At 72.5% G+C, this 14,652-nt stretch carries 14 protein-coding genes; all 14 read left to right on the top strand.

Going from position 1 to position 14,652, the window contains the following annotated elements; all coding sequences use genetic code 11:
- Positions 1-160: 160 nt before the first annotated feature.
- The 14 genes from ABIA38_RS12405 (at position 161) to ABIA38_RS12340 (ending at position 14,650) form a co-directional block, all read left to right on the top strand.
- On the top strand, positions 161-427 hold the full coding sequence (locus ABIA38_RS12405) for a DUF1876 domain-containing protein (RefSeq protein ID WP_424638606.1): 267 nt from the start codon (positions 161-163) through the stop codon (positions 425-427).
- Between the two features lie 402 nt (positions 428-829).
- Complete coding sequence (locus ABIA38_RS12400) at positions 830-1,645, top strand: LuxR C-terminal-related transcriptional regulator (RefSeq protein WP_424638605.1); 816 nt, start codon at positions 830-832, stop codon at positions 1,643-1,645.
- 599 nt (positions 1,646-2,244) lie between these two features.
- The gene (locus ABIA38_RS12395; protein WP_424638604.1) at positions 2,245-4,248 is read left to right on the top strand and encodes an AAA family ATPase; all 2,004 of its coding nucleotides are present in this window, start codon (positions 2,245-2,247) and stop codon (positions 4,246-4,248) included.
- Positions 4,248-6,878, top strand: coding sequence for a DUF4157 domain-containing protein (locus ABIA38_RS12390; protein ID WP_424638603.1), 2,631 nt, complete (start codon positions 4,248-4,250; stop codon positions 6,876-6,878). Before ABIA38_RS12395 ends, ABIA38_RS12390 begins: the two co-directional genes overlap by 1 nt.
- Positions 6,875-7,795, top strand: coding sequence for a Pvc16 family protein (locus tag ABIA38_RS12385; protein ID WP_424638602.1), 921 nt, complete (start codon positions 6,875-6,877; stop codon positions 7,793-7,795). Before ABIA38_RS12390 ends, ABIA38_RS12385 begins: the two co-directional genes overlap by 4 nt.
- Positions 7,796-7,810: 15 nt before the next feature.
- Positions 7,811-9,778: a phage tail sheath family protein gene (locus tag ABIA38_RS12380; RefSeq protein WP_424638601.1), complete on the top strand. Its 1,968-nt coding sequence runs from the start codon at positions 7,811-7,813 to the stop codon at positions 9,776-9,778.
- Between the two features lie 97 nt (positions 9,779-9,875).
- Positions 9,876-10,313: a phage tail protein gene (locus tag ABIA38_RS12375; protein WP_424638600.1), complete on the top strand. Its 438-nt coding sequence runs from the start codon at positions 9,876-9,878 to the stop codon at positions 10,311-10,313.
- A gap of 2 nt (positions 10,314-10,315) precedes the next feature.
- Positions 10,316-10,711, top strand: a complete 396-nt coding sequence (locus ABIA38_RS12370) for a hypothetical protein (protein WP_424638599.1) — start codon at positions 10,316-10,318, stop codon at positions 10,709-10,711.
- Positions 10,712-10,719: 8 nt separating this feature from the next.
- Positions 10,720-10,851 (top strand): DUF6760 family protein, encoded by a 132-nt coding sequence (locus tag ABIA38_RS12365; protein ID WP_424638598.1) that lies wholly within the window; start codon positions 10,720-10,722, stop codon positions 10,849-10,851.
- Positions 10,852-10,868: 17 nt separating this feature from the next.
- Positions 10,869-11,633 (top strand): hypothetical protein, encoded by a 765-nt coding sequence (locus ABIA38_RS12360; RefSeq protein WP_424638597.1) that lies wholly within the window; start codon positions 10,869-10,871, stop codon positions 11,631-11,633.
- Positions 11,630-12,328, top strand: a complete 699-nt coding sequence (locus ABIA38_RS12355) for a peptigoglycan-binding protein LysM (RefSeq protein ID WP_424638596.1) — start codon at positions 11,630-11,632, stop codon at positions 12,326-12,328. Before ABIA38_RS12360 ends, ABIA38_RS12355 begins: the two co-directional genes overlap by 4 nt.
- Positions 12,325-13,560, top strand: coding sequence for a phage late control D family protein (locus ABIA38_RS12350; protein WP_424638595.1), 1,236 nt, complete (start codon positions 12,325-12,327; stop codon positions 13,558-13,560). Before ABIA38_RS12355 ends, ABIA38_RS12350 begins: the two co-directional genes overlap by 4 nt.
- A gap of 92 nt (positions 13,561-13,652) precedes the next feature.
- Entirely contained in the window at positions 13,653-14,306 is a 654-nt protein-coding gene (locus ABIA38_RS12345; RefSeq protein WP_424638594.1) for a phage baseplate assembly protein V, read from the top strand.
- 65 nt (positions 14,307-14,371) lie between these two features.
- Complete coding sequence (locus ABIA38_RS12340) at positions 14,372-14,650, top strand: PAAR domain-containing protein (protein WP_424638593.1); 279 nt, start codon at positions 14,372-14,374, stop codon at positions 14,648-14,650.
- Positions 14,651-14,652 lie beyond the last annotated feature (2 nt).

Here is a 14,652-nt window from a genome sequence, read left to right as displayed (position 1 = left end):
CAACGGGCCCGTGCCGGGCCGGCGGAGGACTGGCGGAGGGCCGGCGGAGGGCCGGTGGAAGGGAGGTGGGAGAACTATCGATTTTCGGCGGCGTGACGGATGCTGGTGGGAGGGGCACAGGTGAATCCGAGTGGACAAGGGGGGCTTGGAGGCGGCGGTTATGCAGGTCGTGGGATGGCACATCGAGATGGAGTTCAAAGAGGACGGCAAGCGGACCGAGGCCGCCGCGCTGCTCCGGCTGCGGGACGGTACGGAGCTGCGTTCGCACGCGCATGCCAGCCGCTACCCGGACGATCCCGATCAGCCGAAGGTCGGCGAAGAGATCGCCGCGGCACGGGCGTTGACCGGGCTGACCCAACAACTCCTGGACAAGGCGGCGGGCGAGATCGAGGCCACGACGCAGCGGCCCGTGCGGACCCTCGTGTGAGCCGGCGCGCCCCCCGTTGAGCCGGCGCGACCCCGCGCGTGGCCGAATCGACCGCGTGCGGGCGGGAGTCCGCGAGTCGGTGCGGTCGCGGACTCCCGTTCGTGCGTGCGGACGGTCGTGCGACGGTGCGGTCGGGGGACCCCCGCCGGCGCGAGGGCGGCTGCGGATTTCCGTTCGGGTGACGGTGGTTCGTGGGTCGTGCTGTGATCTGTGGGGCGATCCGCGGACTTGTGGCGAGATATCGACCACGACGCTACGCTTTAGCGCGACCGATCGATTACGTTGAGTCGTCAATGGTCAATGGTCGATGGGCGCAGTCGCCGGTTTCGGCACGCCGGGCGACGGTTTCGCGGGTGGAGCGCCCGCTGCGCGCGTGCCACGGCGGGGGGCAGAGAAGAGCCGATGAGTGCGGCGATCGAGGTAATCGTGATCACCCCGGTCCGGATCTATCGCGAAGCGACCGTGCGGGCGCTGGCCGACGAACCGTCGTTGCGCCTGGTCGGTTCGGGCGGCTCCGCCGCCGAGGCGGTGACCGGCGCACGGCGCCTGCGGCCCTCGGTACTACTGCTCGATCTCGCCACCCCCGACAGCATCCCGGCGATCCGGGCGATCCGGCGCGGCTCGCCCGACACCCGGCTGATCGCGCTCGGCGTGGACGAATCGCGCGACGACGTGATCACCGCGGCGGAGGCGGGTGTGGCCGGCTTCATCGGCCTCGACTACTCCGTACTGGAGACCGCCGCGGCGATCGTCGGCGCGGTGCGCGGCGAGGCGTCGTGCAGTCCGCGGATCGCGGCACTGTTGTTGCAGCGCGTACAGTCCCCGACGATCGGCCCGCAGCGGGGGGTCGCGGGGCTGCCCGAGACGCTGACCGCGCGCGAACGCGAGATCCTCTTCCTGGTCGCCGAGGGCATGTCCAACCACGAGATCGCCCGGCAGTTGTCCATCGGCCTGTCCACGGTCAAGACGCATGTGCACGCGTTACTGCGCAAGTTGGGCGTTCCGCACCGGGAGGCCGCGGCGACACTGCTGCGGGCGGCGCCGACGGCGGACCCGCTCGGCCTGGCCCGGATCGCCGACGCGACCTCGGGCCGCCGGGGTGGTGCGAACGGCGCGTACGGCACGGCGTCGACACAACCGTGGACCCGGCGCACACCGCGCACCCGACCGACCCCGGACCACGAGCAACCGACGGAGGACGGCGCGGGAGCACGGTAGGTGGTGGGGTCGCGAGCGGGGTGGTGCCGAGGCGGGGTCGGGGGCGTTGAGCGCGCGCGCTGATCGTGGGCGGAGCGGGTCGGCGCGGCCGGGGTCGGGTCGGCGGCCACAGCCGTGGGCGCCGACGCGCCGAGGAGTGGCCGCATAGCGTGGCCGGGCTCGTGGGTGGCGCTGCGCCAGGGTGGACCTGAGGGGGCCGCGTCCGCGGCGCCGACGTGTCACGGTGGGCGCGCGGGGATGGCCGGGGTGTGGGTGTCGACGTGCCGGTTGTGGGCTCGCCCGGTGCTCCTGGGCGTGGGCGTCGACGTGCTGCGCGGGTGGCTGACGTCCTCGGGGGTGGATGTGGGGGTCCAACCCGGGTGGAGAGGTGGGTGGTGGGTGGGGGTCCCGGGTCTACTCCTCCGGAGGGGAAAGATCGGCCTGTCGGGTGGATGACGGGGTGGCGGGGCCTGATCAAGGATCGCGGCATGGCCTCCATAGCCTCGGCCGGTTCGAGCGTGCCCAGCGCGGCTCCAGACGCGTCTCCCGATGAGTCTCCCGGTGAGTCTCTCGGCGGGTCCGGTACATCCGGTACATCCGGGTTTCCCGATCTCTCCGAGTTGGAGCGGTGGGTCGCCGATGTGCTGATCCGCGCGGTGGCGGCGGGTGACGTGAACGGGGCGCAGGCCGGCGAGAGTTCGTTGGAGCGGCTCTACCCCTCCTACGGGGAGGTTCGGGACGCTTTGGCGGACCAGGGTTCGCGGGGCGTGCCGGTGGTGGTTGCCGGCCCGCCGTTGCCGGCGCATCTGGCCTTGCCGTTGCGCCGATACGGGTTCGACGCGTTCGATCTGGCCGTGTTGGCGTTGGTGCTCGGGCCGGATCTGGATCCCGTTTTCGGCCGGGCGATCGCCTGGTTGCAGCGCGACTCGGGGCAGCCGTACCCGACGCTTGATCTGCTCGCTCGGCTGTGTTGTGAGACCGGGGAGGATCGGGCGGCGGTGGCGGTGCGGCTCTCCTCAGCCGGGCCGTTGTTGCGCTGCGGGCTGGTCGAGGCCGTTGGTGACGGGGGGCGTGGTGGGCCGTCGTACGCGACCGCCGTACGGGCCTCGGGCGTGTTGTTGCGGCGGGTGTTCGCGGTGAGCCGACTCGCCGATGTGCTGGTGCCGTTCGCGACGTTGGACGGGTACGCGCCGGCCGAGGTGCCCGATCCGTTCGTGGCGGAGGCGCTGGTCGCGCGGCTGGTGGGGGACGCGGCCACACTCACCCATCTGCATGGCGCACCGCCGCCGAGCTGCCTGGATGTGGCCTGGTGGAGCGTGGTCCGGGCGGGCCGGCGGGCGTTGACCGTGCGGGCCGAGGCGTTCGCCGACCCGGTGCTCGTGCGCGCGCTGGCCGCCGAGGCGTTGTTGCGGGACGCGGTGTTGGTGGTGGACGCGCATGCGGTGATGCCGCCCGACGCGGTTTGGGAGCGGTTCGCGCACACGATCGTGGTCGGCGGCCCCGGGTCGCTGCCGCCGGGCGGGCCCGAGGTGCCGGCCGAACGGGTGGTCTCACTCGCCGTGTCGCGGCTGCCGTCGGTCGGCGTCGCGGGCGGCTTGGCCGGCGCGCTCGCCGCCCACGGGGTGCGGGTCGCGGGCGCGGACGGGGCCGATCCACTCGCCGGCTGGACCCACCTCGCCGGGCCGGAGTTGCGGCAGACCCTGGACGCGGTCGCCGCCCGGGCTCGCGGCCGGGTCGAGCCCGGGACGCCGCTGCACACCACCGCGGCCGAGGTCGCCGACGTGGCCGCCCGGGTCAGCGGCGGCGAACTGGGCCGCCTCGCCTCGCGGTTGACCACCTCGACCGACTGGTCCGCGCTGATCGTCCCGGGCGAGGTCGGCGAGCGGCTCGACGACGTGTGTGCCCATGTCGCGGCGCATCGCCTCGTGCTCGACGGGCACGGCTTCGCCGAGCGACCGGGCCAGGGACGCGGGGTGTCGGTGCTGTTCGCCGGGCCCAGCGGGACCGGCAAGACGCTGGCCGCGCGGCTGATCGCGGGCCGACTCGGGCTGCCGCTGTATCGGGTGGACCTCGCCTCGGTGGTGTCCAAGTACATCGGCGAGACCGAACAGAACCTGGACGCCGTGTTCACCGCCGCCGCACGCACCGACGCCGTGCTGTTGTTCGACGAGGCCGAGGCCCTGTTCGGGAAGCGCAGCGAGGTGCACGACGCGCGCGATCGTTACGCCAACCTGGAAGTGGCCTACCTGCTCCAGCGGATGGAGGAGCACGACGGGCTCGCCGTACTCGCCACGAACCTGCTGCATCACATGGACGACGCGTTCGTCCGGCGGTTGACCTACTGCGTGCACTTTCCCTTTCCGGAAGCGGCCGAGCGGCGGCGGATCTGGGAGACGGTCTGGCCGCCGGCGCTGCCCCTGGATGTCGACGTCGATCCGGGCGAACTCGCCGAGCATTACCCGCTGTCCGGGGGCCACATCCACAACGTGGCGGTCGCCGCCGCGCACTTGGCGGCGGCGGCCGGCCGGATCGTGGATCGGGCGGCGGTGTTGCGGGCGATGGAGCGCGAGTACGACAAGATCGGACCCGCCCCGCAGGCCCCCGTCGGGATGGGGGTGGTGTGATGGCGTCCGGTACGAAGGCGGCCGGGGAGAGCGCGGCGCGGCTGCCCGCCGAGCTGGAGTCGCGGACCGAGCGGGCCCGGCCGCTGGACGCGGCGCTGCGGGCGCCGATGGAACGTTCGTTCGGGGCGTCGCTGGGTGACGTGCTGGTACATACCGACACCGACGCGGCGGCTTCGGCCGACCGGCTGGACGCGAAGGCGTACGCGGTCGGCCGTCATGTGGTGTTCGGCCCCGGCCGCTACGACCCGCACTCGGACGCGGGCCGGGCGTTGATCGGCCACGAACTCGCGCACGTGGTGCAGCAACGACGTGGTGGCGCGCAGCCGAGACCGAGCGGCGTACACCCGGCCGGCACCGCCGCCGAGGGCGCGGCGCACAGCGCCGGGGCGCGGGCCGCCGCCGGGATGTCCGCTCCGGTCGCGGGCGGCACCGCGCCGGGGGTGTCCCGGGCCCCCAAGGGCGAGAGCGACGAGGAGGCCGAACTCGCCCGACTCAAGGCGGAGAACCGGCACGACGCGATGGTCTCGCTGGGCGTGACGGAGGGTGTGGTCCAGGAGGTCACCGGCCTCGCGGACACCGTCGTCGGGCTCGCGTACGCGGCGCACGACGTGGAGGAACGCGCGCTGAACAAGGCTGCCTCGGCGCTCGGCCTCACCGACGAGGAGAAGAACGTCCTGCACCTGGCGTCCGATCTGCTCACCGGTGGCGCCGCGTTGGACGCGCTGCGGGACAAGGCCAAGGCGTCCGGGTGGGTGGACCCCTATACCGGGGCGCCGGCCATCTCGCCCAAGGTGACCGCCGCGGGCGACTGGCTCGAGGCGCACTACGACAAGGCGACCGGGAGCAAGGCGCCGGAGTCCGACGACCTGTTCACCGATCGTGAGTTGTCGCAGATCGCCGGCTCGCTCGGGGTGCAGACGATCCTGGCGTTCACCGGCGTCGAAGAGGTGGCGCTGGCAGCGAAGGTCGTCGGGCCGGCGAGTTCCGCCAAGTCGATCCTGGACGCGATCAACCTCAACCCGGAGGACTGGCCGCACGATGTGCACTTCTGGGCGCAGGTGGTCGGCGCGGTGCTCAATGTGGCCGGGCTCGGCGCGTCCTCGGCGGGCAGGAAGCTCGCGGCGCTGCTGATCGACGCGGCGCTGACCACGCTGTCCGTCGCGCCGGCCGTACGCAAGTTGTGGACCGACCGGAAGGGCGCCCAGGGTGCCGACCGCGAGGCGGTGTTGCGCCAGGACCTCAAGGACGTGGTCCGGGCGCTGATCTCGGTGCTGCATCAGATCGTGTTGCATGCCGCCACGTATCGGCGTTCCAAGGCTCCGGGTGCCGCGCCGCCGGCCGGCGGAAAGGGTGGTGGCGGTACGGGCGGCGAGGAGCACGCGGGTCCGCCGCGCGCCAAGCAGCCGCAGCCGCCCGCCGAGGCGCACCCGGCCGGCGGCACGCCACCGACACATGCCCCGGCCGGCCCACCGGCCCCGGCGCACCCCACGCCGCACGTGAGCACACCCGCCCCCGCCACCCCGCACGCCGCGCCGCCCACCGCGCCCGGCGCCGCACCGCAACCGGTCGCCGAGTCGGCGGGGAAGGCCGCGGGCAAGACGGGCAAGAAGGCCGCGGCGAAGCAGGCCGCCGGCAAGGCGCAGGCCAAGACCGCAGCGGCCAAGGCGAGTTCCGCCGAACCGGTCGCCCCGGCTCCGGCCCCGGCGGCGGGCAAGCAGGCCGCCGGGACGAAGGCGGCGGCGCAGCAGGGCGCGGCCAAGAAGAGCGCGGCCAAGAGCAGTGCCGCCAAGAAGAGCGTCGCCAAGAAGAGCGCCGCGAAGAAGAGCGCCGCCAAGCAGGCCACACCCGAGCAGACCGCGCCCGAGCAGGCCCTGCTCGATCAGGCCACGGCGACGAACCCGGCGGTCAAGAAGACGGCGGTCAAGAAGAAGACGACGGCCAAGAAGGCAACAGCCGAGCAGGCCGCCCCCGCGGCCCCCGCCACGACCACACAGGAGCCCGGCACGGAAGCGATGAAGCCGGCCGCCACGGGGATCAAGGTCGAGCCGGCCCCCTCGGCCACCCCTGGCGTGCCCAAGGCGGCCAAGGCGCCGAAGGCCACCAAAGCCGGCGGCAAGGGCAAGGCCCCGGAGGCGCCCCGGCAGGACCCGAATGCCCCGTTCGATCCCAAGCTCCGGCGCCCGTCGTTGCGTGGGCTCACCGACCTCGCCGCGGTGGATCGCCATACCGGGGTGCGGACCAACCCGGATGCCCGGGTGTCGGTCTTCCACGACCCGCTGGGCAGCCAAGTCGCCCCGGTCACCGGTGACACCCCGCAGCAGCAGGGGCACGACTTCGAACGTGCACTGAAGGAGGACCTCCTCGGCGGCGGGACGTATCGCGAACGCCACGAGGCGGCGGACAAGCCGCGGATCGGCGACATCGGCAGCTACGAGGCGAAGCACATGACCGACTTGGGTTCGGAGGAACTCGACCAGGTCTGGCGGGATCTCGTGGCCCGGGACCGAGCCGTGGTGATCATGCCGAAGGCCGGTGACGGGACGATCAAGAACCTCGCGCTGCTGGCCGCCCAGTTCGAGAAGATGACCGGGCGTCGGCCCACGATCGCCGTGCGGGAGACGTCCAAATGATCGACATCCTCGACCTGATCATCCGCGAGACGCTGGTCGCCGGCGTGCCGGGGCTGACCAGCGCCCGGATCGGGTTTCAGCCGCCGGACGACGATTGGCGGCAGCGGGTGGGCGCCGGTCAGGGGGTCTGGGTCAACTGTGCGCTCGTCGACCTGCGCGAGGACCGGCATCTGCGGCAGAACATCCGGCGGCGGAGCAGTACCGGCGCGGTGACCGTGGAGCGACCGGAGCCCGCGCGGATCCGCTGCCACTACCTGATCACCGCGTGGAACGCGGCCAAGGACAGTGCCCAGATGCCCGCCACCGAGCAGGAGCACACGGTGCTCGGCGCGGTCCTGGGCACGCTGCTGGACGCCGATCCGCTGGTCGCCTCGGCCGTGCTGACGCCCGATCAACTGGCCAAGGCACCAGGGCTGTTGCGCGAGACGGAGTTGCCGATCGAGGTGGTCCCGCCCGAAGGTTTCGGCAAACTCGCCGAGTTCTGGGGCACGGTCGGGCGCGCGACGTCATGGCGGCCCGCGGTCTACCTGATCGTCACCATGCCGTTCCCCGAGCTCGACCGGCGGATCGACGGCGTCGTGCACACCGTGCTCACCTCCTACGACGGCAGCTCGCCCGGCGGCGCGGACGGGCCCGTCGAGCAACTCGCCGACGTGGGTGGCATCGTGCTCGACGCCACCGCCGGAGCGGGTGTGCCCGCCACCCCCGTCGCCGACGCCGCGATCGTGCTCACCGACCCGGCGGGCCGCGAGGTGGCCCGGGCCCACAGCCGCGAGGACGGCCGGTTCGTGCTCGTCGATGTGCGCCCCGGTGCGTACCGGGCGCTGGTCACCGCCGCCGGGCTGCCGCCACCCCCGCCCACCGCCGTTCAGGTCCCCGGTTCACCCGACGCGTTGATCGAACTGCGCTTCACCTGAGAGAGGACACCCGCCATGGCCGTGCAGGTCTCGTACCCCGGCGTCTACATCGAAGAGACCGAGCCCGCCGCGCCCATCCAGGGCGTGTCGACCAGCGTCGCGGCGTTCATCGGCATCAGCGCGCAGGGGCCGATCGCCGAACCCACCCTGGTGACCAGCCCGGATGCCTTCACCGCGCTGTTCGGCCCGCCGGTGGACGGCGGTGACGTGCCCTACTACCTGCCGCTCGCGGTGGACGGGTTCTTCCGCAACGGTGGCACCCAGTGCTTCGTCCTGCGCGTGGGCACCGCGAAGCCCGCCGGGGTCGATCTGTCGGGGCGCGCGACCGGGGCTCCGGCGGTGGGCCGGGCGGTGGCCCGCCTGGACGGTCCGGACGGTGAGGGCGGCCAGGTGAAGGTGGTCGACTCCAGCGCCCTGGCCACCGCGCTGACCGCGGCCGGCGCGGGCGTCGATCTGCCGGTCGTGCGCGGCGCGGCGAACATCACCGCCGTCGACGCCACCCGGCGGCTGCTCACCGTCAACGCGGTCGGCAACCTGGCGGCGGGCGAGCGGGTGATCGTGGCCAAGGGCGCGGACAGCCAGACGGTCCGGGTGAAGTCGGTACAGGCGCCGGACACCGTGGTGCTCGAAACCGGCCTGTCCGGTGCCACCGACTTCGCCGGCGGCACCGTCACCTCGGACGATCTCGCGGCCGGCGACTCGGTGTTGCGCCTGACGGTGCCCGCCGCGGTGGCGTTGCGTCCGCTGGTCCCGGTGGGGTCGTCGGTGAAGGTCACCGACGGCACGAACACCGAGTGGGGGATCGTGGCGTCGGTCACCAACGACTCGATCACCCTGCGCAAGCCGCTCACCAAGGCATACAAACCGGCCGCGCCGACCCGGGTGTCCACCGCCGAATTCGACCTCACCATCACCGACCGCAACGGCGCGGCCGTGCTCTACCCCAACCTGTCCACGACCCCGTCGCACCCGCGTTGGTGGGGTGGCCCGGCGGTGGCGAGCAACTACCTGCGGCTCGTGCTGCCGGCCAACGCGCCCACCCCGGTGGGCGATCCGCGCCCCAAGGCGGGCACCTTCGGGTTGGCCGGCGCGACCGCCGACGTGCCCGCCACCTCCTGGGCGGATGTGGCCGGCCGGATCGACGACCACCTCAAGCTGCTTCGGCCGATCGACGAGATCAGCCTCGTGCTGGCCCCCGGCTGCACCGACATCGGCGCCCAGCGGGCCATCGTCGAGCACTGCGAATCGCTCTACAACCGGTTCGCGATCCTGGACAGCGCGCCCGGGATCGACGTGGTCACCGTCAAGGCGCAGCGCGCCCAGCTGACCGGCGCGCTGGACAAGGGCTTCGCCGCCCTCTACTACCCGTGGATCCAACTGCGCGACCCGGCCAAGCAGGCGGTGGCGTTGCAGCCGCCGTCGGGACATCTGGCCGGGATCTACGCGCACACCGACGCGACCCGGGGAGTCCACAAGGCGCCGGCCAACGTGGGCATCGCGGGCGCGCTGGGCCTGGAGCGCCGGCTCGGCGACGCGGACCAGGGCCTGCTCAATCCGGACGGGGTGAACGCGCTGCGCATCCTGCCCGGCCGCGGCTCGCCGGTGGTGTGGGGCGCGCGGACCACCACCGGGGACCGCAACTGGCAGTACATCAACGTTCGCCGGCTCTTCCTCTTCCTGGAGGAGTCGATCCAACTCGGGCTGCGCGGCTCGGTGTTCGAGCCCAACGACCTGGAACTGTGGGGCAAGCTCAAGCACACGCTCACCGAGTTCCTCACCCGGGTGTGGCGCGACGGCGCGCTGTTCGGCGCCAAGGCCAAGGACGCGTTCTTCGTCCGCATCGACGAGGCATTGAACCCGCCGAGCACCCGCAAGCTCGGCCTGCTCTATATCGAGATCGGCGTCCAGCCGGTCTACCCGGCGGAGTTCATCGTGGTCCGGATCGGCATCTGGGACGGCGGCGCCCAGGTGAGCGAGCAGTAGCGGCCGACCCCGCGCGGCGGCGCGGACCCACGCATCCGGGCACCCGCGCGGGTGCGCAGCACCCCCGACCAGCAACGGACAGGCAGCGGAGGACGCGGTGAGCACGGGCGATATCCAGGACCCCTTTGTCAACTTCAACTTCAAGGTCGAACTCGACGGGATCATCCGGGTCGGGTTCCACGAGGTGAGCGGCCTCGACGCGACGGTGGACGTGGTGGAGCACCGCGAGGGGGGCTGGAACATCACCCCGTACAAGTTCCCCGGCCAGGCCAAGTTCGCCAACATCGTGCTCAAGTGGGGCATGACCACCGACACCGAACTCTACGACTGGCACCAGCAGATCGTGGAGGGCGACATCGTCCGCAAGAACGGCGCGGTGTTGCTGCTCGATCGGCGCGGCGTGGTCACCTCGCGGTGGAACTTCGTCCGGGCCTGGCCGACCAAGTACACCGCGCCGGCGCTGACCGCGGAGTCGAACGACATCGCGATCGAGACCCTCGAACTGGTCCACGAGGGCCTGGCGCGGGTGCAGTGACCATGTTGCAGATCGAACACGACTTCACGCTGCCGGTCGGACTGCTCGGCGAGGACGGTGCGTTGCACCGGGACGGCACGATGCGGCTGGCCACCGCCGCCGACGAGATCCTGCCGCTGGCCGACCCCCGGGTGCAGCGCAACCCGGCCTACCTGTCGGTGATCCTGCTCAGCCGGGTGGTCACCCGGGTGGGCGGGGTGGAGAGCGTCACGCCGCGCACCATCGAGACCCTGTTCGCCGCCGATCTGGCCTATCTCCAGGACCTCTACAACCGGATCAACACCGTGGACGAACCCGGCCCGGCGCCGGTCGACGGGTCGTGTCCGCACTGCGGGGAGGAGGTCCGACCGGGCCACGAGCGCCTGGGGGGATCCGTGGATATCCGCTCGATCGGCTGAGGGAGGAGATGGCCTTCGTCGCGTACCACCTGCACTGGTCGCACGCCGAGGTGATGGGCCTGGACCACGCCGAACGGCGGCGCTGGGTGGAGCAGGTGTCGGCCATCAACCAGCGGCTGAACGAGGCGGCGGGCACCTAATGAGAGGGGAGAGCACCGTGACGGTCACGGGAGTGCCTACGCCGGTGGCGGCTTGGCCGGTGCGGTCGGCCGCGGCGGCCATGCTCGCCGGGGTTCGGGCGCGGGCCGAGGGCGGTGGTCGGTGCGCCGCCGGTCGGGTGGAGCCGTGGATGCCGAGGGTCGGCCTCGTGTTGCATACGCTGCCGCGTGCGATCGGGTCGCGCGCGCCGCGGACCGCGCCGACCCGGGTGTTCGACATCCGGCGTTCGGCGCGGGTGCGGCTCGACGTGCGGGTGAGTGTGCCGCGCATGGTGGCACCGACCCGGGTCGAGACGGTCGGGCCGGGCGGGCCGGCGCCGACCGGGGGCGGCCCGCTGGTCCCGGTGCTGCGTACCGGCTTCCTCGGGCCGGGCCGCGCGGCGGCCGAACGGGCGCGGGCCACCCGGGAGTTGGCCGAGCGCGGAGCCGGGCACGGGCGACGGATCGAGGATGCGGGCCGACCGGGCGCGGCGGTTGGTACCCGTCCACCCGCCGGCGCGCCGGGGTACGCCGCCCCCCACCCCCGCGCCCCGCTGACCTTCGCCGCCCCCGCCCGCCCCGCGCCCGCGCCGACCGCGCCGGGGCATCCGCCCGGGTTCGTCGACGCGGCGCCGCGGGACCGGACCGGGCCGCCGTCGCCCGGCCACGCCGCCACCCGGGACGCGCTCACCTCGGCCGACCTGCCGCGCCTGGTCGACGGCGTGGTCCGGGAGATCGACCGTCGGGTGCTGGCCCGCCAGGAGCGCCGGGGGTGGAGCCGATGACCGTCATGGAGCGCGCGACGATCACCAACACGGTCACCGGGAAACGTACCCGGGTGTTGTTCAACCCGGAGGACTACACGGTCAACCGGGAGACCACCTACGCCCAACTCCCGGTCCCCGGGCTGTCCGCGCCGGTCGTGCAGTTCGTGCACGGCAATGCGCAGACCCTGGAGATGGAGCTGTTCCTCGACTCGCTGGAGAAGAACGACCAGGCGGGTGCGGGCAGCGACGTCCGGCTCCTGGTGCGCCGGATCGTCGACCTGATGGACATCGATCCCACGCTGCACGCCCCGCCGCCGCTGGTCTTCGCCTGGTCGAGCCTGACCTTCACCTGCGTACTGACCCGGGTCGCACAGAAGTTCGTGATGTTCAAGCCGGACGGCACCCCGGTGCGGGCCCGACTGACGGTCACCTTCAGCGAGTTCCGCAATGTGGACATGGAGGCCAAGGAGGTCAAGCGGCAGACCTCCGACTACACCAAGGCGCACACCGTGGTGGCCGGGGAAACGTTGCAACTGATCGCCTGGCGCGAGTACGGCTCCGCCGCCGCCTGGCGGCCGATCGCGCTGCACAACGGCCTGGACGATCCGCGCGTACTGCCGGTCGGCAGCACGCTGCACCTGCCCCGGCTGCCGTATCGCGACCGCGCCACCAACGAGGTCTTCGACGCGCCGCCGCCGGAGGTGCCGGCATGACCGCATTCCCCAGCTATGCCCCGGAGATGCGGCTGCGGTTCGCCGGCCGACCGGCCCCCGCCACACTGCGCGGCTCGGTCACCGGGGTGACCTGCCAGACCGGCATGGGCGACGCCGACCGGCTCGAAGTCTCGCTCGCCAACGAGGGGTTGCGCTGGCTCGACGATCCGTTGTTTCGGCTGGACACCGAGGTGAGCATCGCGCTGGGCTACGCGCCGGACGAGCCGCGCCGGCTGTTCACCGGCGAAGTGGTCGGCAGCGAGGCGAGTTTCCCGGCGGACGGGATGCCGATGTTGCGGGTGATCGCCCAGGACCGGCGCACCCGGCTGGCCGCCGCCTCGCCCGCGCGCTGGTTCGGCGTACCGATTCCCAAGCTCGGCGTATTGCCGCTGCCGGACCTGGTGGTCGCACCACTGCTCGCGGTCGAGCACGGAATGGTGCCGCTGCTCGATCCGCTGGGCGCGTTCCTGTCGGCGGCGCTGGGCGTGGTGGACGTGGTGGCCACCGCCGAGGACCCGAGCATGCGCCAGCGGGTGGTCCGCCGCCAACACTCGGAGACCACCCTCGACTTCCTCAAGAAGATCGCCGCGGAGAACGCGTGGGAGCTGATCGTCGAACACGACAGCGAACCCTCGGGCTTCGTCCTTCGGTTGATGTCGCCGGCCGCCTTCCTGTCGCCGGATGTGACGCTGCGCTACGGGCATTCGCTGATGGAGTTCACCCCCAGGATCAGTACGGTCGGCCAGGTCGCGCGCGTGTCGGTGCGGGTGTGGCGGCCGGAGGTGCACCTGGAACTGACCATCTCGGTCGGCTACGACTGGGATCGCCAGTCGCTGAGCATCGAGGTGTCCCCGGGATTCGAGCGGCCGCAGGGCGGCGGCTCGTCGGGGAGCGAGGCGTTCCTGGTGGACGAGCCGGTGACCATCGCCACCGCCCCGCGGCTGATCGTCGCCAAGCTCATTCCCCGGTTGAACCGGCGGACCACCGCGAGTGGTTCGTGTGTCGGCGATCCCCGGATCACCGCCGGGCGGGTGTTGCGGATCGAGGGCGTGGGCGAGACGTACGGCGGCCTGTGGCGGGTCGTCTCGGCCGAGCACACCCTCGACGGCGGCGGCTATCGCACCTCGTTCGAGCTGCGCAAGGAGATCTGGTTCGGCGGCATCCCGCCCGCCGCGCAGGGCGCGGTCCGGGTCCAGGGCGGGCTGTTGTCGCTGCCGGCGCCCAACTCGTGATCCGCACACGGCAGTTGTCCACCCGTCCGATCCACGACTCGTCCGATCCACGACTCGTTTGCTCCACGACGCGACTGCCCGGGAGGCCCGGCGTGTTCGAACCGCTCTTCGACGCTCTCGACGACATCCACGAGTCGGACAGCCCCCGGGTGACCGGCGTGGCACCGGCCACGGTGGTGGACAACCTGGATCTGACCGGCGCCGGTCGGGTGCAGGTCAAGTACGCGTGGCTGCCCGGCGTCGAACCGTGGGCCCGGGTGTGTGCCACGGTGGCGGGCAACGGCTCCGGGGTGTGGTTCATGCCGCAGCCGGACGACGAGGTGTTGGTGGCGTTTCGCAACGGCGATGTGCGTGAGCCGTACGTGCTCGGCGGGTTGTGGACGATGACCTCGCGGCCCCCGGTGGCCCTGCCCATCGACTCGGTCGCCAAGCGGGTGATCCGCACCCCGGTCGGTCACGAGGTGGCCATCGACGACCTGCTCCAGAAACTCACCCTGACCCACACCCTGGGCCATTCCATCGAGATCGCCGCCGACGGGATCACCCTGGCCGTCGCGGGCGGCGCGGCGAAGATCGAGCTGAGCGTCTCCGGCGAGGTGACCGTGACCGGCACCCGATCGGTGTCGGTGAGCGGACTCGACGTGACCGTCAAGGCCGGGAACGGCCTTGCGGTGAACGCCACTCGGGCGGACATCCAGGCCGCCGCCACGTGCAACATCCAGGGCGCCATCGTGAAGATCAACTGAGCGGCGACCGGCCGAGCCGGCGACGAACGTACGAAACGACACCGCGTACCCCCGAGGAGGCAGCCGTGCCCGCAGCAGCGCGCGTCACCGACCCCACCGGTCACCCCGGCATGGTCGCGGGACCGGGCGTGGCCACCGTGCTGATCGGCGGCCTGCCCGCCGCCGTACAGGGCGACATGCACGCCTGCGCCTTCCCGCCACCGGCCGCCCACCCGCCCTCGCCGTTCACCAAGGGCTCCGCGACGGTGCTGATCGGCGGACGCGGCGCACTGCGCCAGGGCGACCTGGCCGGCTGCGGCGCACCCGTACTGGCGGGCGCCCCGACCGTGTTGATCGGAGGTTGACG

This window comes from Embleya sp. AB8, assembly GCF_049739465.1.
In the GTDB taxonomy this organism is placed as follows: Bacteria; Actinomycetota; Actinomycetes; order Streptomycetales; family Streptomycetaceae; genus Embleya.
Note: the sequence above shows the minus strand (reverse complement) of the source record. Positions and strands in the feature narration are given on the sequence as shown.

What these genes read in the sequence shown, in the direction of transcription:
- ABIA38_RS12405 (WP_424638606.1), top strand. Translation starts at nt 161, where the DNA reads ATGCAGGTCGTGGGATGGCACATCGAGATGGAGTTCAAAGAGGACGGC.
- ABIA38_RS12400 (WP_424638605.1), top strand. Translation starts at nt 830, where the DNA reads ATGAGTGCGGCGATCGAGGTAATCGTGATCACCCCGGTCCGGATCTAT.
- ABIA38_RS12390 (WP_424638603.1), top strand. Translation starts at nt 4,248, where the DNA reads ATGGCGTCCGGTACGAAGGCGGCCGGGGAGAGCGCGGCGCGGCTGCCC.
- ABIA38_RS12385 (WP_424638602.1), top strand. Translation starts at nt 6,875, where the DNA reads ATGATCGACATCCTCGACCTGATCATCCGCGAGACGCTGGTCGCCGGC.
- ABIA38_RS12380 (WP_424638601.1), top strand. Translation starts at nt 7,811, where the DNA reads ATGGCCGTGCAGGTCTCGTACCCCGGCGTCTACATCGAAGAGACCGAG.
- ABIA38_RS12370 (WP_424638599.1), top strand. Translation starts at nt 10,316, where the DNA reads ATGTTGCAGATCGAACACGACTTCACGCTGCCGGTCGGACTGCTCGGC.
- ABIA38_RS12365 (WP_424638598.1), top strand. Translation starts at nt 10,720, where the DNA reads ATGGCCTTCGTCGCGTACCACCTGCACTGGTCGCACGCCGAGGTGATG.
- ABIA38_RS12355 (WP_424638596.1), top strand. Translation starts at nt 11,630, where the DNA reads ATGACCGTCATGGAGCGCGCGACGATCACCAACACGGTCACCGGGAAA.
- ABIA38_RS12350 (WP_424638595.1), top strand. Translation starts at nt 12,325, where the DNA reads ATGACCGCATTCCCCAGCTATGCCCCGGAGATGCGGCTGCGGTTCGCC.